The following is a 20877-nucleotide window of genomic DNA, read 5'->3' as shown; positions in this document are numbered from 1 at the left end:
ACCGCATGGGTGCGGGCCATGCGGCCCCGATCGGGCCGGCTATCCGGCGGCAGGCGGTGCGACCTCTCCTCCCACAGCTGCACGGAAGGCTTCCCACGCAGCCTTGCGCGCGGCACGGTGATCGGCGACTGCCTGCTGCATGGCAGACCTGAAAGTGGCGCGCTCATCGGCCGTGTCGGTGCGGAACTGCTGTTTGGCGGCAAACCGCTGGTCAGGGGTGGACTCGGGGTTGGTCAGGACGGCCTTCAGCGCCTCTCGCTCCTCGGCGGTGTCCGTCTTGAGTTGGTCCATGGCGGCACGGGCAGCCGCACGGAACTCCTGATGCGCAGCCATGAGAGCCGCTCGCAATTCGGCTCGGGCGTCCTGCCACACGCTGCGATCGACCGCGGGTGGCTCGGTGGGAGGTTCGGCGTAGGCGACTGCCGGGGCAGCGAGACCGAAGGACATGACGACCGCTGCGGACGCAGCGACCCACTTCCGGCGGTTCAGCGTCTTGTTGTTCTGCATCTTCGTCATGGCGAGTACCTCCAAGGTGTCTTTCTGACTCACCTCGAGAGTCACTCCAAAGTGATCCCGGCCACAATCGGACCTTCGTCGTAGGACCGACCGATCAGAGGTCGTAGTCGCCCCTCCTGTCGGTCGGGACCAACTCGAGGTCTCCCGGGTTCTTGCGCAGGCACGACTGGATATAGGGGCAGGTCGGGATCAACTCGATGCCGGACTCGCGGAGGTCGATCAAGGCCCCGGCGACCAGTTCCGCTGCAACCCCCCGACCCGTGAATCCCTCGAACACCTCGGTGTGGAACAGGTCCCGGACCCCGTCCGTCTCGCGATAGTCGATGATGCCCGCGAGCTCCCCGGACTCGCGGATCTCGTAACGAGACTCCGCGTCGTTCCGGTTGATCGTTGCGGACATGGCGACTCCCAACGTGAGACTTCTTGAACGGCGACCCCGTGATCCTAATCCTGGCTCACGCCCAGGAGCCACGTGGATCGGGCTCACTCACCGTGGGAAGTGGCCGACGGCGTCCCACGACCTGCCACCAGGCAATAGGCTCGACGGAACGGACGGACCCGATGAGGATGAGACGGACCCGATGTTGAGGCGGACCCGATGAGGATGAGGCGGACCCGATGAGACGGACACAATGAGGCGCGCACCATGAGACGACTGCTTCTCTTACTGGTCGCCCCCCTGGTGCTTGCTGCCTGTGGTCAACAGTCCGCACCGCAGACCTCCGCTCCCGCCCCCGAGCAGCCCACCAGCGCGGCAACCACCGCGCCGCAGGTCGAGAACACGACCGCACCACCGAACTTCGCGGACCCCACTCCGACGACGGACCCAGGCGTCGACGCAGACGCTGCGGACCAGTACTGCGAGGCGGTCGACGAGTTCCTCAAGGCGTCGCGCAAGGCTGCGTCGGACCCCTTGAACGCCGACACGAAGGAACTTCAGGAGCAGATCCAGAACCTACAGGCGCAAGCGTCGAGTCTCGCGGGTGAACTCTTTGACAACCCTGAGGGCATCACCCAGGTGACCCAATGCACCCAGAAGCTCCAGGAGTTCAGCGAAGCCAGTTGACCCGGGGGCGTGGATCCGCCGACCGCCCAGTTCCCCACGTGGGAACTACGATCAGTGGCCGGAGGGCCGAATGTTCATGGAGTGGCTGTACGACAACAGTTACGCCCTGCCCGGACTGGAACCCAACCTGCCGTGGTGGCCCGTGGTGGCCGTCATCGTACTGCTGCTGCTGATCAATGTCGCCGCCAACAAAGCGGTACCGGGTTACTACCTGTTCTGGGCACTGGGAGGATCAGTCGTGGTCCTCGCGCTCGGGGTGATGGATGGCTGCACCTGGGGGGACCTGGGGTTGGCTCCGCGAACCTGGATCCGAGGCCTGATCTGGGGCGGTATCGCGATGCTCGTGGTCTTCGCGATCTACGCCGTCGGAAGCACCTGGCGTCGCACCCGCCAGGCGTTTCACGACCAGAACATCGCCGGGCTGTCCTTGCCCCGCCTGTTCTGGCAGTCACTGGTCGAGTTGCCCTTCGGGACGGTCCTGTTCGAGGAGATCGCCTTCCGGGGTGTGCTGTGGGCGATGTTGGCGCGCCGGTACGGGATCGTGTGGGCGACAGTGTGGTCGTCGCTGCTGTTCGGGCTGTGGCACATCCTGCCCTCCCTGGACCTGCATGAGCGAAACAGTCGCCTCGGTGAAGTCGGTGGCGGAGGTCATCTGGCCCGCATCATCGCCATCGTGGGATCGGTCGTCACGACAACCATCGGCGGGATCGTGTTCTGTGGCCTGCGGATCGGGTCCGGGTCGCTCTTCGCGCCGATGGGGTTGCACTGGGCGACGAATGGCTGGGGGTACCTGTTCGCGCGGGCCGTCACTCCCAAACAGAAGTGATGCCGAGGCTCACGACCACGCACTCTCACGGATCGAGCTCACCTGTCGATCGAGCTCACCGATCGAGCTCGTCGACCAACTGCGGCGTCAACGCCAAAGGCCCTCGCACCTGGAGGCGAGCGGGGATCTCACCCGCGACCAGCGCGGACTGCGGTCCTGAGGGCGGTTCACCACTCGCCCTGGGCATGAGCGACTGAGGGACGGTCTGGGAGCGGGGCGGCTTCTTGGACCCGCCCAACACCACCTCGGGAACCAGCCCAGCGCGATCCAACGCCGCTCGGACCTTGGCGTGCGGGAGGTCTGACACGGCAACCGTCTCGGAGACCTTCGTCAGTTTGGCGCTCTTGACCGCGCAGGCAGTATCCAGATCCGCCGGGTTCGTGACCGCGATCACCGTGGGCGCCGCGATCACGGTCACCCGGTTGGCGCGCCGAGCCGCATCGCGGACCAACCACTCGATGGTGCTGGGCATCTCGACGGAGGACACCTCGGCCAGGAATCCGATGATCGATTCCTCAGTGGCACCCCCTTGGATCGCCCGGGTGATCAGTGGCGGATCCAGTCGGAAGATGAACGCCCCAGCGTCACTTTCCACCTGCGCGATCAGCGAGAGCTCGGCCACCAAGTCGGCACGAAGATCAGGGGGAGCAATGATCGTGTGATCGGCCTGGACAACCACCTCGCTCGCGCTACCCACCGGCACCTCGGCGGCAGCTTTCGGGTCCTGCAGTGCCAGGCGACCGAGTTGAGTCAAAGCCAGTGGACCGGATGGATGGATCACCCCCAAGTGGCGCAGATCCTCGATGCATTCGCTGACGACACCCGCGTCTCCCATGGGCGAATACCGGTCGCCGAACCACGCCGCGAACTCGTCAGGTTGACTCCATCCCGAACCGGGAGGCAAATTCGCCAGTTCCCACAGCAGCAGGTGGCGGTTGACGAGCATCTGTTCGGAGCACTGACCTTCGGGCTGGCACCATTCGGCGACCAGCCGGAGCCACCGCTGCACCGGAGCCACATGGGCCCACTGCTCCATCAAGGTCGGATCGACCATCCACACTCGATCGACGGTCCGGTAGCGGCCCCGTCCGGACTCGCTGACCACGTTGGCGAGCAGTAGTCCGACGCCGATCGCCAACCGGGCGGTGAGGTCCACCACTCGTGGCTGGACTCCGAGGGACTTGGCCAAAGCTCGCGCATCCGATTTGGCCAGTCGCTGGTCTCCGTTCTTCAACACAGACGGCGGGTGCACCCGCCATGCCTGAAGCGAACGATCCAGGTTCGCCACAAGTTGGGGAACTCGGACATGCTCCTCCCCCACGGTGACCACTTCCGCTGCCCGTCGGGTAGGCCAATCGGTGAAGAAGGGGCGGTTCAGCAGCGGCCAGGCTTCCTTCCACACCCAGACGTCGAACTCCCAGCCCGTTCCCACCAAACCGCGGCTGGTGAGTTGGTGCAGCACTTGGCCCTTCTCACTTCTGCCCAACGGCCGGAAGGAGTACCCGAACATCTGCGACTCGGTCAGGTACTCCTCGAGAATGGGGTCCTGCGTTGCGGCGTCGACACCGACACCACCCACATCGGCGATGCGTGCCAGCAACTCCCAGGCCTCATCAGACAACTCGGACCGAATCTGGGCAGCTCGCGCGGGATCATTGAAGACAGCGGCGATCGCATCGAGCCGATCTCCTTTTCGAGTCGGGATGGGGGAGATCCCGAGTTCCCGAGCGATCTCGGCCAGGCGGTCACTGGTGATGACGTTCTTGTCCGCCAGCGACACGCTGATGCCCTGGATGTCCGCCGGGATCGGCTCAGCCAACACCACCGAGCCGTCCGAACCCTGGGTGACCAGCCCCGCGGCCTCCAACTGGGCCAGTTCCTGGGTGAGCACCTCAGGGGCGAGTCCCTGCGTCTGGAAAGCGATCTGCGCACCTGTGGCGCACCCACCCAGCGTCGCCAGCACCCGCAAGAGCTGACGCCCCGCGGTGCCGGCGGTGGCGGCAGCCACCCACGATGCCTGGCCACCGCGTCGCCACGTCCGCAGCCGAGAGGCCGGATTCGATCCGTAGTCCAAGGCCGATCCCAAGGCGAAGGCGTGGACACCGAGCAGCGGCACGGCGCGGACGTAGTCGGACAAGGATTCAGACACCCGGTCACAGTACGACCGAAATGCCGGGGGCCCCGTGCTCACCCCCAGTGCCTCGGAGCCGACGTCGACGCGGTCGGACTTCCCTGACGCGGTGCCGAAGCGCCCTCACTTGGTGCACAAGCGCACTCACTTGGTGCACAAGCGCACTCACTTGGTGCACAAGTGCCCTCACTCAGTGCAGCGGCGGCTCACGGAACGCTTCCCCCAGATAGCGGAACCACAACGATCGGGACGCGGGCACCTGTTACCGCCTGGTCCGGGTTTGCCGGCAACCGGCGCGGGTAAGGCGCCCCCAGCCGTACGCCGATGAGCAACACCGCCCCTCGGATACGCGGAGATGTCGGACCTCGACAGTAGAGTGACGGCGACCTCCCAGGCAGCCAGTGCGACGCATTCTGAGCGCTGGTACCGGTGGAGGCGACACGAAGGGAAGAGCGAACTCAGATGATCCACACGGCACTCGACCTCGACGAGCGAGCCGGAGCGGGGGCCGGCCTCACCGATCAGCAGGCGAAGATCCTGGAGTTCGAACGGACATGGTGGCGGTTCGGCGGCGCCAAAGAAGAGGCGATCCGCGAACAGTTCGACCTGACCGCCACCCGCTACTACCAGATCTTGAACCGGCTCATCGACAGCGACGCCGCCTTGGCCACCGACCCGGTACTCGTGCGCCGACTGCGCCGCATCCGCCAGACTCGTCAGGAAGCCCGGTCAGCGGTGCACCGCTCGCGGCGCTGACCGCGACTCGCGGTACTCCGGCACCGTCAACAGGGGTGGCCGTTCCACGGTCTGAATGGGCTTCTCCTGGACGTCGAACGTGCCGTCGTCATGACTGAACACCGGCAACGCAGAAATGGCCGCCGGCGCGTACACGGCGCCACCGCGGTCGGCCCGTATCAGCGCTGCGTGCAGAATCTGCGCCGACATCCGCGCCAGCAGTGTGGCGTCCTGGTGGCGATGTTCACGCTCCCCAAGGTCGACTTGGGCAATCCCGTCCAATCCGACCGACCGGTAGGTATCCACCAACAACCCGATCTCGATGCCGTACCCGCAGGGCATCGGCAAAGCCTCCAACAGCGTGCGACGGGCGGCGTATTCGCCGGACAGAGGCTGCGCCACCGCTGACAGGTCCGGCCACAGGGCATTGATCAGCGGGCGAGCCAGGATCTCAGTCACCCGACCGCCCCCGGCGGCTATCCGTACGTCGCCGCTGACCAGCGGCCGGTCGTATACGGCTTTGACGAGATGCACCCCGTCATCGAGCAGGAGCGGCCCCAGGAGGCCGGTGATGTAGTGCGGCGTGAAGGACCGCAGATCGGCATCGACGAAGACCACCAGATCTCCGCTGGTGGCGGCCAGTCCCCGCCACATCGCCTCGCCCTTGCCGCGTTCCAAGGCGACACCTGGGAGGATGTCAGCGCTCGACACGACTCGCGCCCCTGCCGCGGCAGCTCGTTCAGCCGTGGCGTCGGCACTGTGCGTGTCGACCACCACCAAGTCGTCGACCAGCGGACATGCCGAGGTCATCAGCGCCCCGCGAACCGAGGCGACGATCTCCCCGACCGTCGCCTCCTCGTTCAGCGCGGGAAGGATCACATCGACAGTGGCATCCCCCTTGGCGGTGAGGAGTCGATCCAACGGCCAATGCGACGCACTCGAGGTACGTCGGTCGAACCAGGACCGCACCTCAGGTCTCATTCGGACTCCTTCGTCGGCCATCGCCGGCCCCGTCGCCGCCCTTGGCCAAGCACGACGGTCGCGCCCGGCCGGCCCGCTGACTCAGCGGCCTGCGACCATGGTCCCGCTATCCGGCAGCGGTCGCTTGACTCGGCGGCGCTGAAGTTGACTCGGCGGTGGTCGAGGAACTCATTGTGCTCAAGTACAGTGTGGGGAACAATTGAACAGTCTCATCCAGAGGGGCAGAGGGAAACGGCCCAGCGAAGCCCCGGCAACCGTTCAGTCGGTGCCAAGTCCGTCCCGTCAGGGAAAGATGAGGAGATCTCACCGTGACCCTTACCCCCGCCGCTACCGCCGCCACTGAATCTGCGCCGCCCACGCGGGCCCGACTTCGGCAATGCCACGGGCCTGGTCTGCCGGGAATGTGGCGCCGCCTACGCCTTGGGCGCCGCCTACGCGTGCATCGAGTGCTTCGGTCCCCTGGAGGTCGCCTACGACCTCAGCGGCATCACGCGCGAGTCGATCGAAGCCGGACCCCACTCCCTGTGGCGGTACTCGGCGTTCCTCCCTGTCGCCCCCTACGCCGGAACTGAGGCGAACCTCGAACCGGGCATGACCAAGCTGGTCAGAGCCGACAATCTGGCCGATGCCTTGGGCATGTCCGCCCCTCTGTGGGTCAAGGACGACAGCGGCAACCCGACGCACTCGTTCAAGGATCGGGTGGTCGCGGTGGCGCAATCAGCCGCTCGCCGCCTGGGGTTGACGACGCTCGCCTGCGCCTCGACCGGCAACCTTGCCAACGCGGTCGCTGCCGCAGCCGCACGCGCGGGTCAGGATTCGGTGGTCGTGATCCCGTCCAACCTCGAAGCGGGCAAGACCATCACGACCGCCACCTACGGCGGGATCCTGCTGGCAGTCCAGGGCAACTACGACGACGTCAACCGGCTGTGCAGCGAACTGATCGGCGACCCCATCACCGACTCGTGGGGATTCGTCAACGTGAATCTGAGGCCCTACTACGCCGAGGGCTCCAAGACCCTCGGCTACGAAGTCGCCGAGCAACTGGGATGGCGCACCCCTGATCAGGTCGTGATCCCGGTGGCATCCGGTTCGCTCCTCACCAAGGTCGACAAGGCCTGGCGTGAACTCACGACGCTGGGTCTGATCGAGTCCTCCCCCTACCGGGTGTTCGGTGCCCAAGCGGACGGATGCAGCCCTGTGGCGCAGGCGTTCGCCGACGGTCTGGACGTGGTGCGCCCAGTCAAACCCGACACCATCGCCAAGAGCTTAGCCATCGGCAACCCCGCTGACGGTCCCTACGCCCTGGATGCGGCGCGGCGCACAGGAGGCGCGATTGCCAGCGTCAGTGATCCCGACATCGTGACGGCGATTCGGCTGCTCGCCCGCACCGAGGGCATTTTCGCCGAGACCGCGGGCGGGGTCACCCTGGCGACTTTCCAGAAACTACTGGCGACCGGTCAGGCCGCCCGTGACGCAGAAACCGTCCTACTCAACACCGGCGACGGATTGAAGACTCTGGACGCGGTGGCCGACCACGTCGGACCTACTGCGATCATCGACCCATCCGTCAACGAAGTCCGAGCGGTCATCAACACCCGCTGAACCCGGAAGGAAGGCCCATGGCCGTCACCGTTCGCATCCCCACCATCTTGCGCACCTACACAGGTGACTCGGCCGAGGTCACCCTGGTCGACGCCGGCGCCACCCTGGGTTCGGCGCTCGAGGCCCTCGAAGCTGAGGCGCCGGGGATCAAGGCACGAATCCTGGACGACGACGGAGCCCTGCGGCGGTTCGTCAACGTCTACGTGAATGACGAAGACGTCCGGTTCCTCGCCGGGCTCGACACCGAGGTCACTGACGGCGCGAACATCGCCGTGATCCCGGCCGTCGCCGGCGGCTGACGGGCTCTCAGCGGGGGTCGGCTTCCAACCAGCGGTGGACCATGGGGATCACCGAGGCTCCTTCGCCGACGGCGGACGCGACGCGCTTCATGGAACCGGAGCGGACATCCCCCACGGCGAATATCCCCGGCACCGAGGTCGCCAACTCGTCCGGGGGCACGCCGTCGATCCAACCGTCGACGGGAACATCGCGACCCGTGACGACGAAACCATGGTCATCCAGCGCGATCTCGTCGGGTAGCCAACCACAATGGGGGTCCGCTCCGAGAAGAAGGAACAACCCGTCTACTTCGTGCCGATCGACTGTTCCCGTGGCCAGATCCTTGATGTCGAGGTAGCGCAGTCGGTCCTGCGCCCCGCCACCGACGATCTGCGCGGATGTCCGCAGCCGGACCCGGGGGTTGGCAGCGATCTCATCGATCAGGTACTGAGACATCGTCTCTTCCAAGCTCGGACGCCGAACGACAATGGTCACTGATTCGGCGAATCGGGCCAGGTGCAACGCGGACTGCCCAGCGGAGTTGCCGCCTCCCACGACGATAACGTTCCGCCCTTCCATCTCGCGGGCAGCGGAGACCGCGCTGCCGTAGTAGACACCCTGGCCCACGAGAGCTTCGACGTCAGGCACCTCCAGACGGCGGTAGTCCATACCGGTCGCGATGACAACTGCTCGCGCGGTCACCGGGCCGCGCTCGGTGTGGACCACGTGTGGCTCGCCGGAGCGCCCCACGGTGATCGAGGCCGCGCCTGAGCCCACGAAGAACCAGGCCCCGAAAGTCATCGCCTGGCTGAGCGCGCGCTGGGCCAGGCGCATGCCGGAGATTCCCCGTTCGAAGCCAAGGTAGTTACGGATCCGGGAACTGGTGCCGGCCTGGCCGCCAACCGCGTCGGACTCGACTGCCATGGTCCGTAATCCCTCGGAGGCCCCATAAACGGCGGCCGCCAACCCCGCGGGGCCGGCGCCCACTATCACCAGATCCAGGACTGTGCCTTCGGGCAGTTCGTCGGGGCGGCCGTAGATCTCGGCGGCGAGGTCGGCAGCAGACGTCGGGACGAAGAGTGTTCCGGTGACCGGGGTCTTGACGATGGGCAGTTCGGAACTTCGCATCAACGCCAGCAGCGCCCGCCCGGTGAACGAACCCGGCGCGTACACCTTGTACGGGTACCCCGATCGATCCAGGAACTGTCGGAGTTCGACTGTCACGGGCTCGTCCCCGGTGGCCACGATCTGCACCCATTCGGCCTCGGGTCCCGCGACCGTCGAACCCCAGTCCGATAGCAGGTCACTGATGGCCGAGTGGAACTCCTCGTCTCGTTTGCCCTGCGGGATCAACAGCAAGGCATCGACATGATTTGTGGCGAGGTCGCGGACCAGGGACTCCCGGTCGGCCAGGACCCGCGTCCGGTGAACCACGACGACCCGGCGCGCCGTCGGAACGATTCTGCGCCAAGAGTCCAAGGCATCGGTCACCGCGGCATCGGTGAGAACCGATTCGGCGACGAAAAGGGCTACCTGTCGGCCTTGACCCACCAATTCCTGGGCCAGCACATCTGCGTCGGTGGCGGTAGCGACCCACCGAACGTCGTAGTCGTTGGCGTATCGGCCGAACTCCTCCAGCAGCCGTGCGGAGTGACTGTTGCCGACGAGGATGATGGCGGGCGCACTTTCGCTCATGCTCTGACCCTAGCCATGGCGCCCCGGTGAGGAGTCCTTGATGGCGGGCCGGAACTCAGAACTCCTCGAGCGCCTCGCGAGCCCGACGGGTCAGTGAGGGGTCGCGCTGTTCGTCGTCCTCGGTCACCAAGTGCATGGCCGCTTCTTCGGCCGTGAGGTCTTCCAGGTCGTGGGTGTCCAGGGCGAGCACTTCCGCCGTGCGGTCGGCGCGGGCACCTTCGTCTTCTTCGACCAATCGCCCGACCACATCCTCGGCCGGATGCCCGAAGGTCTCGACCGGTCCGTCCGTGCCCAACTCTTCGGACAGTTCGTGATAGAGCTCCGCCACGACGTCCTGTGCCGGATCGTCGTACTTCTCATGTCCGTGCCGTGACATCTCGGCCTCCCCAGCGATTTGGGTTCCGTAACGATTCTGACACTCCCACGTCATCGATCCGGCTCCCACCCGCCGGTACTGCTGCTCGCGGCGCTCACGGCGCAGTCCACCAGAACCGGGTAATCCGCGTTGGGCGGAACCCGCCGGGCTTGCACTCTCGCAGGGAGAGTGCTAATCATGTGTTAGCACTCTCAGGTGTCGAGTGACAGCCATCGGGGCTGGAGCAGGCAGCGAGTGCGGACAATCTTCGGCTCGGCGAGGTCCGGGCCCAGCCTCTCGATGGGGCCGGGTGCGGGTCGGCCGTCGCGGGCGCCGCGTCGGAGCACCGTTAACAAGTTCTTTCGGAGGAACGCACCAGATGTCAAAGATGATCGCGTTCGACGAGGAAGCCCGACGGGCACTCGAGCGTGGGATGAACACCCTCGCCGATGCCGTCCGCGTCACGTTGGGGCCCAAGGGCCGCAACGTGGTGCTGGAGAAGAAGTGGGGCGCTCCTACGATCACCAACGATGGCGTATCCATCGCCAAGGAGATCGAGCTCGAAGACCCGTACGAGAAGATCGGCGCTGAGCTGGTCAAAGAGGTCGCCAAGAAGACCGACGATGTCGCCGGTGACGGCACCACCACCGCCACTGTGCTGGCCCAGGCCCTGGTCAAGGAAGGTCTGCGCAACGTAGCCGCGGGCGCCAACCCCATGGGCTTGAAGAAGGGCATCGAGAAGGCCGTCGAGGCTGTCTCGAGCCAGCTCCTGGAGATGGCCAAGGAGGTCGAGACCAAGGAGCAGATCGCGGCCACCGCGAGCATCTCCGCGGCTGACCCCGAGGTCGGCGAGATCATCGCCGAGGCCATGGACAAGGTCGGCAAAGAAGGTGTCATCACCGTCGAGGAGAGCAACACTTTCGGTCTGGAGCTGGAGCTCACCGAGGGCATGCGCTTCGACAAGGGCTACATCTCGCCGTACTTCGTGACCGACACGGAGCGCATGGAGACCGTCCTCGACGATCCCTACGTGCTGATCGTGAACAGCAAGATCTCTACGGTGAAGGACATGCTCCCGATCCTGGAGAAGGTGATGCAGTCGGGTAAGCCGCTGGCCATCATCGCCGAGGACATCGAGGGTGAGGCCCTGGCCACCTTGATCGTCAACAAGGTGCGCGGCACGTTCAAGTCCGTGGCCGTCAAGGCTCCGGGCTTCGGGGATCGTCGCAAGGCCATGTTGCAGGACATCGCCATCCTCACGGGTGGGCAGGTGATCTCCGAGGAGATCGGCCTCAAGCTCGAGTCCGCTGACATCGACCTGCTGGGCAAGGCCCGCAAGGTTGTCGTCACGAAGGACGAGACGACCATCGTTGAGGGTGCCGGTGACGCTGAGCAGATCGCCGGCCGGGTCAACCAGATCCGCGCCGAGATCGACAACAGCGACTCCGACTACGACCGCGAAAAGCTGCAGGAGCGTCTGGCCAAGCTGGCCGGCGGTGTTGCGGTAATCAAGGCCGGGGCTGCGACCGAGGTCGAACTCAAAGAGCGCAAGCACCGCATCGAAGATGCCGTGCGCAACGCGAAGGCCGCCGTCGAGGAAGGCATCGTCGCCGGTGGCGGCGTGGCTTTGCTGCAGGCGTCCGAGGCCGTGTTCGAGAAGCTCGAACTCGAGGGTGACGAGGGCACCGGTGCCGCGCTGGTCAAGAGCGCCGTGTCGGCTCCGCTGAAGCAGATCGCGGTCAACGCCGGTCTCGAAGGTGGCGTCGTCGCGGAGAAGGTTCGCTCCTTGGAGCCGGGTCAGGGCCTGAATGCCGCCACAGGCGAGTACGTGGACATGATCGCCGCTGGCATCATCGATCCCGCAAAGGTGACTCGTTCCGCGCTTCAGAACGCCGCGTCGATCGCCGGTCTGTTCCTCACCACCGAGGTGGTTGTGGCCGACAAGCCGGAGAAGACGCCGCCGATGCCTGCTGGTGACGGTGGTATGGGAGGAATGGACTTCTGAGGAGGGAACGCAGCGAGGTAGGGACGAGCGAAGCGAGTACCTGCCGAGCGAAGTGACCGACGAAGAAGTCCATGTCAAGAAGAGCATGGACTTCTGAGGAGCCCCTGGGGGATACCCCGGAGGACCAGAAGTCACAGACTCAGTTGCCGAAGGCCCGCACCGAAAGGTGCGGGCCTTCGCAATTGCCGCGTAGTCCTCGAGTGACCTGTGACGCCGGATATCCGTGACAGGTGACTGGTTTCTGCGCTTGATAGCGTCGCATCCATGGCCGCCTTGCTGTCCGACACCTACCGGGAGGTCTGCCTGTGGCAGACCCAGGCGGAACCACCGAGCCCCCCGCTGGGGCCCCCGCCGACACAGGCCGATCTGGTGATCATCGGCGCCGGGCTGTGCGGGTTGGCGGCAGCCGCGACTGCCGCGCGGGCGGGCCGGTCTGTCGTGGTCCTGGACAAGGAACGAGTGGGATGGGGGGCCTCCAGCCGCAACGGCGGCATGGTCATCCCGGAGTTGAAGGCTGGGCCCACGACTCTGGTGAAGAAGTACGGGGACAACGGACGCCGCATGTTCGCGGAGGTCAACGAAGCCTTCGACTTCGTCGAGGATCTGGCGACCACCGAAATCGAGTGCGACTACCGCCGATCAGGGATGTTGATGCTGGCGCACAGCGACTTCCAGGTCCGCGGGGTACGCCACGACGCTGAGGACATGCAGGCACACGGCTCTCCAGCACGATTTCTCTCCAGGGATCAACTGGACACCGAGATCGGCAGTTCCGCGTTCGCGGCCGGGATGGTCCTGGAACGGACTGGCGGATTGCACCCCGCGCAGTTCCACGCAGGTATGGCTCGACGAGCGCTGGACAGCGGAGCCGCCATCCACGACCGGACGGCAGCCATCAACTTGGTGGGGCGGCCAGGGTTCCATCATGTGACGACGACTCGGGGAGAGATCGTGGCACGAGACGTCTTCGTGGCCACCAACGCCTACGCTGACAACGTGCTGCCGTGGTTGGCCAAGCGCGTGACTCCGGTGGCCTCGTACATTATCGCCACTGCGGTGCTCGAGCCGGATCTGGCGAGTTCCGTCAGCCCCACCGGTCGGATGATGGTCGACACCAAGAATCTGCTGTTCTATTGGCGCCTCACGCCGGACGGGAGACTGGCTTTCGGGGGCCGGCGCACGCTCGATCCCGTCGACGTGACCACGGCGCGGGACTTCCTCTACGACTCCATGGTCCGGCTGCACCCGCAGTTGTCCGGTACCCCGATCGATTTCGCCTGGGGCGGCAACGTGGCGATCACCCTGGACCGGATGCCACATGCCGGCCGACACGATGGCGCGTGGTACGCGACTGGGTGCAACGGCAGTGGGGTGGCGACGAACACGTGGCTGGGCCACCGCATCGCACAGCACCTGACCGGTCAGGCGGACATGCCTGCGGTGGCGAGACTACGCCACAGCGCCATCCCGCTGGCAAAGCTCAGTTCGTCCTACTTGCCTCTCGTCAGCAGATACTTCACGTGGCAGGACTCCCGCTGACCCCCACGCACACCTGTCGGGCGCTGTGCAGTGATCGTCTGACGATCACGGTGCGGATCACGGCGAAGGAGCCGGGTCACCGGCGCACTGTCTGGAAGCAGAAGTACCACGTGAAGAAGAAGCCCTTCATCCTCTGCAGGTCCCGCGGAACCGGCTGACGTAGCGACGGGACTCAGACACCGGCTGTGCATCTGCCCGGGACCCAACATAGGGTCGAAGGATGCCGTCACGCGCCCGCAGCCTTGCCGAGGACCTGCGCTACCGCACCGATGACCAGTTGGAGTTGCTCTTCGACCTGCGACCGGACCTCCTGCGTCCCGTCCCTAAGTCGTTTTCCGATCTGGCCTTGAAGGTGAACAGCGCGGCACTGACTCTGGCGGCTCTCGATGACCTGACCGCGGCGGAACTCGATGTCCTCGAAGCGGGCTGCGCCTTGGCCCCGGCCGGGAAGTTCTCAGCCGCCGATCTCGCGATCGGGCTTGATCAGGACCCCGCGGTCATCCGGCCCATTGTCACCGCACTGTACGACCGCGTGCTTCTCTGGGGAGGGGACGACGATCTGCGAGTGCCCTCGACGGTGCGGGAACTCCTCGGACCCTTTCCTGGCGGGTTGGACCCGGTGGTCCGGGCGAACCTGCCTGGCGTGCGCCAGATGGTGAGCGATCCCGAGTTGTTCGAGGCCCGGGTTCGGTCAGCCCCGCAAGAGGCTCGCGACCTGCTCGTGCGAGCGGCTTGGGGTCCCCCGACCATTTCCCCGAGCGTGGCCGGCTGGGACTGGCTGTCCGAGCAGGAATTCATGGCCTGCGAGGACTCGGGGGCGCTGGTGGTGCCGCGTGAGATCGCCTTGCTGCTGCGCCGCGGGCAGCTGATCGCCGACCCCCGTCTGCCGGGGCCCGTTCTCCCCGCCCCGGTCACCAAGGAGTTCGCCGCCGCGGACGATCACGCGGGGCATGCAGCCGACCAATTGGTGCGCGACACCGACCGGGTCCTGGCGTATCTCGCGGCTCAGACCGTGGCCCGGCAGGCCAATGGCGCCATCCCTGCGCGGGACTGGGAGCGGCTCACCGACCGGGTCCGAATCCCCCCCGCGCGCATCGGCTTGATCCTGTTGTCGGCGTGGGGGGCGCGGTGGATCGACTGGGATCAAGACTCACGGATGCGACCGACGACGGACTACGCCGATCATCTGGACGACCCGATCGCCGATCGCTGGGCAGCACTGACCCATGCCTGGATCGGTGTCCCACGTGCTGTGACCGCAGACCCCGCCCGACTGCTGAAGGGCGGCGACGAGGCGATGATCCCGACGCTGCGCAAGCTCGTCCTCGCCGGGCTGAGAGAGGGAGCCGGCCGTGACACAGCCGACTGGCTGACCTGGTACCGCCCCCGGTTGCAGCCATCGCCCGCCCTCGTGGGCACCGTACTGGCTGACTGCGAGGCGCTGGGCCTGACGTTCGCCGGTGTCCCGTCGGCTGCTCTGCGCGCCGGCCCGGGTGATGAGCGCATACTCGCCGACGCCCTGGCCCCGTCCCTGCCGACCCTGGGCAGCCAGGTCATCATGCAGGCGGACCTGACCGCCACGTCACTCGGTCCGCTCGACCCCAGCGTCGAACGACGGCTCGGGGAGGCCGCCGACTGGGAATCCGGCGGTGGCGCCGCGGTCTTCCGATTCACCCCTGACAGCGTGCGTAATGCCCTCGCGGCGGGAGCCGACCCGACCGAGCTGATCGAGTGGCTGGAGTCCATTTCCACCACAGGCATCCCCCAAGCCCTGTCCGTGCTCATCGCTGATCAGGCAGCCGGATTGCCGGCCATCAGCGTCCATCCGGGGCCGTCCGTCATCACAGCACCGGTGGATCAGGTCGCCGAACTGCTCGCGGACGCCGAACTCGCCGGGCTCGGGCTGCGCCAAATCGCCCCCGGGGTCCTGGTGTCACAGCAGGCCTGCGACGAAGTGGCACGCCGACTGCGCGCCGCCGGACGAGCGGCGACACAACCCGACGCCGCCCCTGCAGTCCTGGCGTCGCACCGACCGGTGTCCGACCCAGCAGCCGACCGACCCGTGGCAGCGCGGGTCATCCATTCACTACGAGGTGTCGACGAGCGACCCGGCATGGACCCGCAGGCACCTGGGGTCCTGCCACCGATCGGCTCGGCCGAGTTGCAGACGGCCCTGCGGGAAGCCGTGGCCAGCCATCGACGGCTGTGGTTGAGCTTCGCGGGGGACGACGGGCAGCGGCTCATCCATCTGATGGAACCGTTGGATCTGCACGGAGGGGACGTGTGCGCGTTCGACGTCACGGCCGGTGAGATCCGGACCATTCCCCTGGAGCGCATCGTCGCGTCCGCTGCGGGCTGAACCGATCGGACTGCCGGCGGGTGATACTTGTCTGATGACCGGCGGACCCCTCATCGTGCAGAGCGACAAGACCCTCCTCCTCGAGGTCGATCACGAGAACTTCGCGGAATGCCGCAATGCCATCGCCCCCTTCGCCGAACTGGAGCGCTCTCCGGAACACATCCACACGTACCGGATGACCGATCTCGGACTGTGGAACGCCAGCGCCGCGGGTTTCGATGCCGAACATGTCGTGGACACCCTGATCACCCACAGTCGATTCCCCGTCCCCCACTCGCTGCTGGTCGACGTCGCCGAGACGATGTCGCGCTACGGTCGCCTGCGACTTCAGATGCACCCCGCCCATGGGTTGGTGCTGAGTACGGCCGAGCCGGCCATCCTCGATGAGGTTCTGCGCAGCAAGAAGGTGCAGCCGATGATCGGCTCTCGCATCGACTCCGACACAGTCAGGGTCCATCCCAGCGAACGGGGTCGGCTCAAACAGGTTCTCCTGGCCCTCGGCTGGCCGGCCGAAGACCTGGCCGGCTACGTCGACGGCGAAGCCCACGAGATCGCCTTGGCCACCGAAGACTGGCACATGCGCGACTATCAACAGCAGGCCGTCGCAGGGTTCCTCGCCGGTGGTTCGGGTGTTGTCGTGCTCCCATGCGGATCGGGAAAGACCATCGTGGGGGTCGCAGCGATGGCGGAACTCGCCGCCACGACACTCATCCTGGTCACCAACACCGTTGCCGCGCGCCAGTGGAAGGCCGAACTACTGCGCCGCACGTCGCTCACGGATGAGGAGGTCGGGGAGTACTCAGGCGCACGCAAGGAGATCCGGCCCGTCACCATCGCCACGTATCAGGTCCTCACGACCCGCCGCAAGGGCGTCTATTCACACCTTGATCTGTTCGATGCCCGCGACTGGGGGCTGATCATCTACGACGAAGTCCACCTGCTTCCTGCTCCCGTATTCCGGTTCACTGCCGACATTCAGGCCCGACGCCGCCTGGGCCTGACGGCCACGTTGATCCGCGAGGATGGTCGCGAGAGTGACGTCTTCGGATTGATCGGTCCGAAACGATTCGATGCGCCATGGCGGGAGATCGAGGCCCAGGGATGGATCGCCCCAGCCGACTGCACCGAGATCCGGGTCAACCTGTCAGGAGCCGAGCGGGCCACCTACTCCATCGCCGAGTTCGAGGACAAGTACCGGCTTGCCGCGCACGCCCCCGCGAAGACCCGGGTGGTGCGCAAGTTGCTGCAGCGCCACGCCGGTGAGCAGACGCTGATCATCGGTCAGTATCTGGACCAACTCGAGGGACTTGGCCGCGTCCCTGGACGTGCCGCTGGTCACCGGAAAGACGCCGGTGCGTGAGCGGGAGCGACTCTTCGCGAGCCTTCCGCACCGGCGAGATCACCACCCTGGTCGTATCGAAGGTCGCGAACTTTTCCGTGGACCTACCGGAGGCGACCGTGGCGATCCAGGTGTCCGGGACCTTCGGATCGCGGCAAGAGGAGGCCCAGCGCCTGGGACGAGTGCTGCGACCCAAGTCGGACGGTCGCACCGCCCACTTCTACACGATCGTGACTCGGGAAACGGTCGACGCCGAGTTCGCCGCGAAACGACAGCGATTCCTGGCGGAGCAGGGGTACGCGTACTCGATCGTCGACGCCGACGACTTGCTCTACGGCAGCTAGCCCGGTTCGCGGGCCACCGGCTATTGAGAGCCGTGCGCGGTGGGTCCCGCTAACGGCGGATGATCTGCTGGATCCGGGGCTTGACCTCGAACAGGTAGATCAACGCGACCACGATGCCGGCGATGCCGATGAGGTTCAACGGGTCCAGGATCAGCCCGGTCAGGGCGGCGATTCCGGTCAGAACGAGCCACAGCACCTTTGACTGGCGGCCCACGGCGGGGAAGGCATCCTGACGCTGACGCGCACAGTCGATGAACGCCCAGATCTTGATGATCGCGAAGACCACCCAGATCGCAGCCATCACGATGTTCTGGAAGACCAGGAACGTCGACACGAGCTCCACCTTTCTGGGGACCGGCTTTCTGGGGACCGGACTGTCCTCGATTCGGGCCCAGTGCGGGGGAGCACAGGACACCGACGTGGCACAAAAGACTACGGGAGCCACCCGCAGGCGGCTCCCGTAGTGAGTGTCAACGAGTGAGCGCGTCGTCAGTGAGTCAGCGCATCGTCAGTGAGTAGGCGCGTCGTTATTGAGTAGCGCGTCAGCGCCGGAGTTGGATCAGATGCCGACGGCCTCACGCAGGAGGACGACTGACTTGCTGATGCTCTCGCGCAGATCCACGACGAGTTCCTCGACGCGCTCCGGCGCCGTCATGACGGCGTCCTGGATGTTGTCCAGCGCCCGAACGAGTCCCAGCCGGACGTCATCAGCCGTCGGCAACTCCACGGTGGGCAGTTCGACATTCGGAAGTTCCAGCACGGGAAGGTCCAGTGCCGCGAGGTCGAAACTCTTGATCTCGGCGAACCGGTCGAACCACGCCCGCAGGCCTTGCTCCGCTGCCGGGGCGGCAGCCGCGGCCGCGGCTGTGACAGCCTCGGGCGCCGGTCGCGCCGACGTGGTCTTGCGCGGGGCCGCGGTCGACTTCTTCGCGGCGGGCTTGCGAGGAGCGCGGGTGGGCGGTTTCTGGGTCGTGGCGGTCCGGGTCGAGGCGGTCCGAGTCGAGGCGGTGGCCTTCTGGGTGGCCTTTCCGGTGGTCGCCCGCTTGGCGGTCGTCTTCTTGGCACCAGTCTGCTTCGGCGCAGCCTTGCGGGTGGTCGCCTTCTTGGCGGCGGTCTTCGTCGCGCGCGGCTTGGCGGTGGTACTCACGTTCGTGACTCCTGTTGTCGGGTACATCGGGCCAGTGCCCCCCGGCCCCATGTCGTGAACGTCCGCAATGGACGTCTCCGCCATTGTCCGTGACCCGGCCTGTAACTCCAAACCGTCACCCGCCCGCTCACAGGATCGTGCGGGGGATCACACCGCCCCGGACTGGTACCGATGCGCCAACTCCGCGGTCAGAACGTCGATGATCTCGTGCACCTCATGGCGCAGCCGCGACACGACGTGCTCCTGTTCCGCCAGCTTCGACAAGGCCGACCGGATGTCGGATTCCGACATGGAGGCGACATCCGTCAGGCCGACATCGGAGATCAGGCGCTCGACGTGACGCCGCCGCTCCGCGAGACGGACGGGCTCAGTCGCCATGTAGCGACCGGAGGAGCCAGTCGCCGTGGTATTCGCCATCAAGGCCCGGGTCAGGCGCGCGACGAGCTCCTCGTCCGACTCCTCGGGAGGCAATTCCAACTCCGCCTCGAGGATCTCGAGGCGACCCTGCAGCATGCGCCGCACATAACTGAGGTCGGCTTCCTCACGCATGGCGAGTTGGCGTCGTTCGCGCAGTTGCGCCATGGTCAACTCGCCCAGATCCGCCACGAAATCAGGAGCCATGACCCGGTCGATACCGCGTCTGCCACCCGGCACGGGTGTCACCACGTTCGCACCTCCCGACTCCCTGCCAGAGACACCTTAGCCGCAGAGCCGCTGCGCGGCTGCGGCGGTCAGTGGGCTCGCCATCTCAGCGCCGCATTGTCGCCCAACCGGGTGCGTGCTGGACTTCTGTGGCGCGTGCGTTCAAGGCGCGGCACACTTGAGCCGACGACAGAAGTGGTGCATCCGACATCGGAGACATCCATGAGTTCACCGACCCGCTCACGTCCGAAATGGACTGATGAGCTGCTCGACCTGGCCGCGCAAGAGGCGACCGGGCGTTTGGTCGTGTCCGGCGAAGCGGGGGCATCCGGGTGGCTGTACCTGCGTGATGGCCTGCTCTGCGGTGTCTCGGGAGCGGCCCGACGCCCGCTGTTGTCGCGCCGACTCGTCGCCTTCGGAGTCCTGGACGCCGATAGAGTGGCAGCGGAGTTGATAAGGGCGCGGTCCCGGCCCGGTGTCCGGCTGGTGGATCTCCTGGTGGCCGATCGACTGGCTTCGGACTTGTTCATCGAGACCTACCTGCGCAACTCGATGGCCGAGCAGCTCTCGGCGATGCTCAATGCCCCGAGTGCCGGCGTCAGTTACGAGCCAGGACGAGTCCAGCGGACCGGACCGCTGATGGTGGCCACTCAGGATGTGCTGGCCACCGCACTCGTGGCTCCGCACGAGTTCCCCGCCGAATTGACCGCGGTGGCGCTGTCCGCCAGCGGCACCGACCCGAAGGGCCTACTGACCATCCACCGCGCGGTGCGATCCGCCAGCGACGGACGTCAGGAGCCACTGGAGGTTGCAGAGTCCTGTGGATTGACCACTGCGGAGATGATCCAGGTCATCAGCGATCTTCGTCAGGCCGGAGCCCTCACGCTGCGCCCGATGACCGCGCCTGACGCAAGGCGGGGAATGGCCCGCCCAACCCCTCCCCCGCCGGTATCAGTCGCGATGGCGCCGCCGCCCGAGTCTCCCCCTGCAGCCGAGCCTCTCCCCGAGGTGGCCACCGCTGCGCCGGAGGACGTCATCGTCCTGCGGCCCTTCGCTCCTGCGCCGGTCGAACCTGACGTGGACGCCGAACCGGCGCAGCGCGGTCCACACGAGCGTCGCGAGGCCCTGTCCGCGCTGAAGAACCTCACCGAGGGGCTCACCGACTCCGCCCCTGCCCCGCCCTCACATGAGCCCCAGGCTGAAGTCACCACCACCGCGCCACCTCGAGCCTGGAACACCCGGACTCAGAAACCGACCGACCCGATGGCGTCCGGCGATGTGCTGCGCGAGTTGAAGTCCCTCGGCGAGTAGGACCG

20 protein-coding genes and 1 riboswitch are annotated in these 20877 nt (G+C 66.3%); of the genes, 11 read left to right on the top strand and 9 right to left on the bottom strand.

All coding sequences use genetic code 11. The features are described 5' to 3' along the window. Positions 1-39: 39 nt before the first annotated feature. Positions 40-549 carry a hypothetical protein gene (locus V9E98_01940; GenBank protein ID MEI2715753.1) on the bottom strand — a complete coding sequence of 170 codons (510 nt, stop codon included), beginning with the start codon at positions 547-549 and terminating at the stop codon, positions 40-42. A 61-nt stretch (positions 550-610) separates the two neighbouring features. Continuing rightward, positions 611-916, bottom strand: a complete 306-nt coding sequence (locus V9E98_01935) for a GNAT family N-acetyltransferase (protein ID MEI2715752.1) — start codon at positions 914-916, stop codon at positions 611-613. 246 nt (positions 917-1162) lie between these two features. Between V9E98_01935 and V9E98_01930 the strand changes: the two genes are divergently transcribed. Both V9E98_01930 and V9E98_01925 read left to right on the top strand, forming a co-directional pair. Further along, positions 1163-1582 (top strand): hypothetical protein, encoded by a 420-nt coding sequence (locus V9E98_01930; protein ID MEI2715751.1) that lies wholly within the window; start codon positions 1163-1165, stop codon positions 1580-1582. Between the two features lie 70 nt (positions 1583-1652). Further along, the gene (locus V9E98_01925) at positions 1653-2408 is read left to right on the top strand and encodes a CPBP family intramembrane glutamic endopeptidase (GenBank protein MEI2715750.1); all 756 of its coding nucleotides are present in this window, start codon (positions 1653-1655) and stop codon (positions 2406-2408) included. Between the two features lie 55 nt (positions 2409-2463). On the opposite strand, the gene V9E98_01920 is transcribed toward V9E98_01925, so the two are convergent. After that, positions 2464-4557, bottom strand: a complete 2094-nt coding sequence (locus V9E98_01920; GenBank protein ID MEI2715749.1) for a helicase-associated domain-containing protein — start codon at positions 4555-4557, stop codon at positions 2464-2466. A 444-nt stretch (positions 4558-5001) separates the two neighbouring features. On the opposite strand from V9E98_01920, the gene V9E98_01915 reads away from it, so the two are divergent. Further along, positions 5002-5295: a DUF3263 domain-containing protein gene (locus V9E98_01915; GenBank protein ID MEI2715748.1), complete on the top strand. Its 294-nt coding sequence runs from the start codon at positions 5002-5004 to the stop codon at positions 5293-5295. Here the strand turns inward: V9E98_01915 and V9E98_01910 are convergent. Then, a complete protein-coding gene (locus V9E98_01910; GenBank protein MEI2715747.1) occupies positions 5269-6255 on the bottom strand; it encodes a glucosyl-3-phosphoglycerate synthase in 987 nt (328 codons plus the stop codon). The genes V9E98_01915 and V9E98_01910 overlap by 27 nt on opposite strands. Before the next feature lie 206 nt (positions 6256-6461). Further along, a riboswitch (SAM riboswitch) is annotated at positions 6462-6554 on the top strand. Between the two features lie 121 nt (positions 6555-6675). Between V9E98_01910 and thrC the strand changes: the two genes are divergently transcribed. Then, entirely contained in the window at positions 6676-7857 is a 1182-nt protein-coding gene (thrC, locus tag V9E98_01905) for a threonine synthase (GenBank protein ID MEI2715746.1), read from the top strand. Between the two features lie 17 nt (positions 7858-7874). Then, positions 7875-8156 carry a ubiquitin-like small modifier protein 1 gene (locus tag V9E98_01900; protein ID MEI2715745.1) on the top strand — a complete coding sequence of 94 codons (282 nt, stop codon included), beginning with the start codon at positions 7875-7877 and terminating at the stop codon, positions 8154-8156. Positions 8157-8163: 7 nt separating this feature from the next. Here the strand turns inward: V9E98_01900 and V9E98_01895 are convergent, their stop codons facing one another. After that, positions 8164-9831, bottom strand: coding sequence for an FAD-dependent oxidoreductase (locus V9E98_01895; protein MEI2715744.1), 1668 nt, complete (start codon positions 9829-9831; stop codon positions 8164-8166). Between the two features lie 55 nt (positions 9832-9886). Further along, a complete protein-coding gene (locus tag V9E98_01890; protein MEI2715743.1) occupies positions 9887-10207 on the bottom strand; it encodes a DUF5709 domain-containing protein in 321 nt (106 codons plus the stop codon). Positions 10208-10565: 358 nt separating this feature from the next. Here V9E98_01890 and groL point away from each other — a divergent pair, with 358 nt between their 5' ends. The 5 genes from groL to V9E98_01865 all read left to right on the top strand — a co-directional run bounded on the left by groL (position 10566) and on the right by V9E98_01865 (position 17772). Continuing rightward, positions 10566-12191, top strand: coding sequence for a chaperonin GroEL (groL, locus tag V9E98_01885; GenBank protein ID MEI2715742.1), 1626 nt, complete (start codon positions 10566-10568; stop codon positions 12189-12191). Positions 12192-12455: 264 nt separating this feature from the next. Continuing rightward, positions 12456-13730, top strand: coding sequence for an FAD-dependent oxidoreductase (locus V9E98_01880; GenBank protein MEI2715741.1), 1275 nt, complete (start codon positions 12456-12458; stop codon positions 13728-13730). Between the two features lie 220 nt (positions 13731-13950). Further along, complete coding sequence (locus V9E98_01875) at positions 13951-16089, top strand: helicase-associated domain-containing protein (GenBank protein MEI2715740.1); 2139 nt, start codon at positions 13951-13953, stop codon at positions 16087-16089. A gap of 34 nt (positions 16090-16123) precedes the next feature. Then, a complete protein-coding gene (locus V9E98_01870; GenBank protein ID MEI2715739.1) occupies positions 16124-17449 on the top strand; it encodes a DNA repair helicase XPB in 1326 nt (441 codons plus the stop codon). After that, a complete protein-coding gene (locus V9E98_01865; GenBank protein MEI2715738.1) occupies positions 17446-17772 on the top strand; it encodes a helicase-related protein in 327 nt (108 codons plus the stop codon). Before V9E98_01870 ends, V9E98_01865 begins: the two co-directional genes overlap by 4 nt. 49 nt (positions 17773-17821) lie before the next feature. Here the strand turns inward: V9E98_01865 and V9E98_01860 are convergent, their stop codons facing one another. The 3 genes from V9E98_01860 to V9E98_01850 form a co-directional block, all read right to left on the bottom strand. Then, the gene (locus V9E98_01860) at positions 17822-18106 is read right to left on the bottom strand and encodes a DUF2516 family protein (GenBank protein ID MEI2715737.1); all 285 of its coding nucleotides are present in this window, start codon (positions 18104-18106) and stop codon (positions 17822-17824) included. 225 nt (positions 18107-18331) lie between these two features. Beyond that, positions 18332-18919: a hypothetical protein gene (locus V9E98_01855; protein ID MEI2715736.1), complete on the bottom strand. Its 588-nt coding sequence runs from the start codon at positions 18917-18919 to the stop codon at positions 18332-18334. 147 nt (positions 18920-19066) lie between these two features. Continuing rightward, a complete protein-coding gene (locus V9E98_01850; protein MEI2715735.1) occupies positions 19067-19585 on the bottom strand; it encodes an aerial mycelium formation protein in 519 nt (172 codons plus the stop codon). Between the two features lie 198 nt (positions 19586-19783). Between V9E98_01850 and V9E98_01845 the strand changes: the two genes are divergently transcribed. Further along, complete coding sequence (locus tag V9E98_01845) at positions 19784-20872, top strand: hypothetical protein (protein ID MEI2715734.1); 1089 nt, start codon at positions 19784-19786, stop codon at positions 20870-20872. The last annotated feature ends 5 nt before the right edge of the window (positions 20873-20877 follow it).

Source organism: Candidatus Nanopelagicales bacterium, from assembly GCA_037045355.1.
In the GTDB taxonomy this organism is placed as follows: domain Bacteria; phylum Actinomycetota; class Actinomycetes; order S36-B12.
Note: the sequence above shows the minus strand (reverse complement) of the source record. Positions and strands in the feature narration are given on the sequence as shown.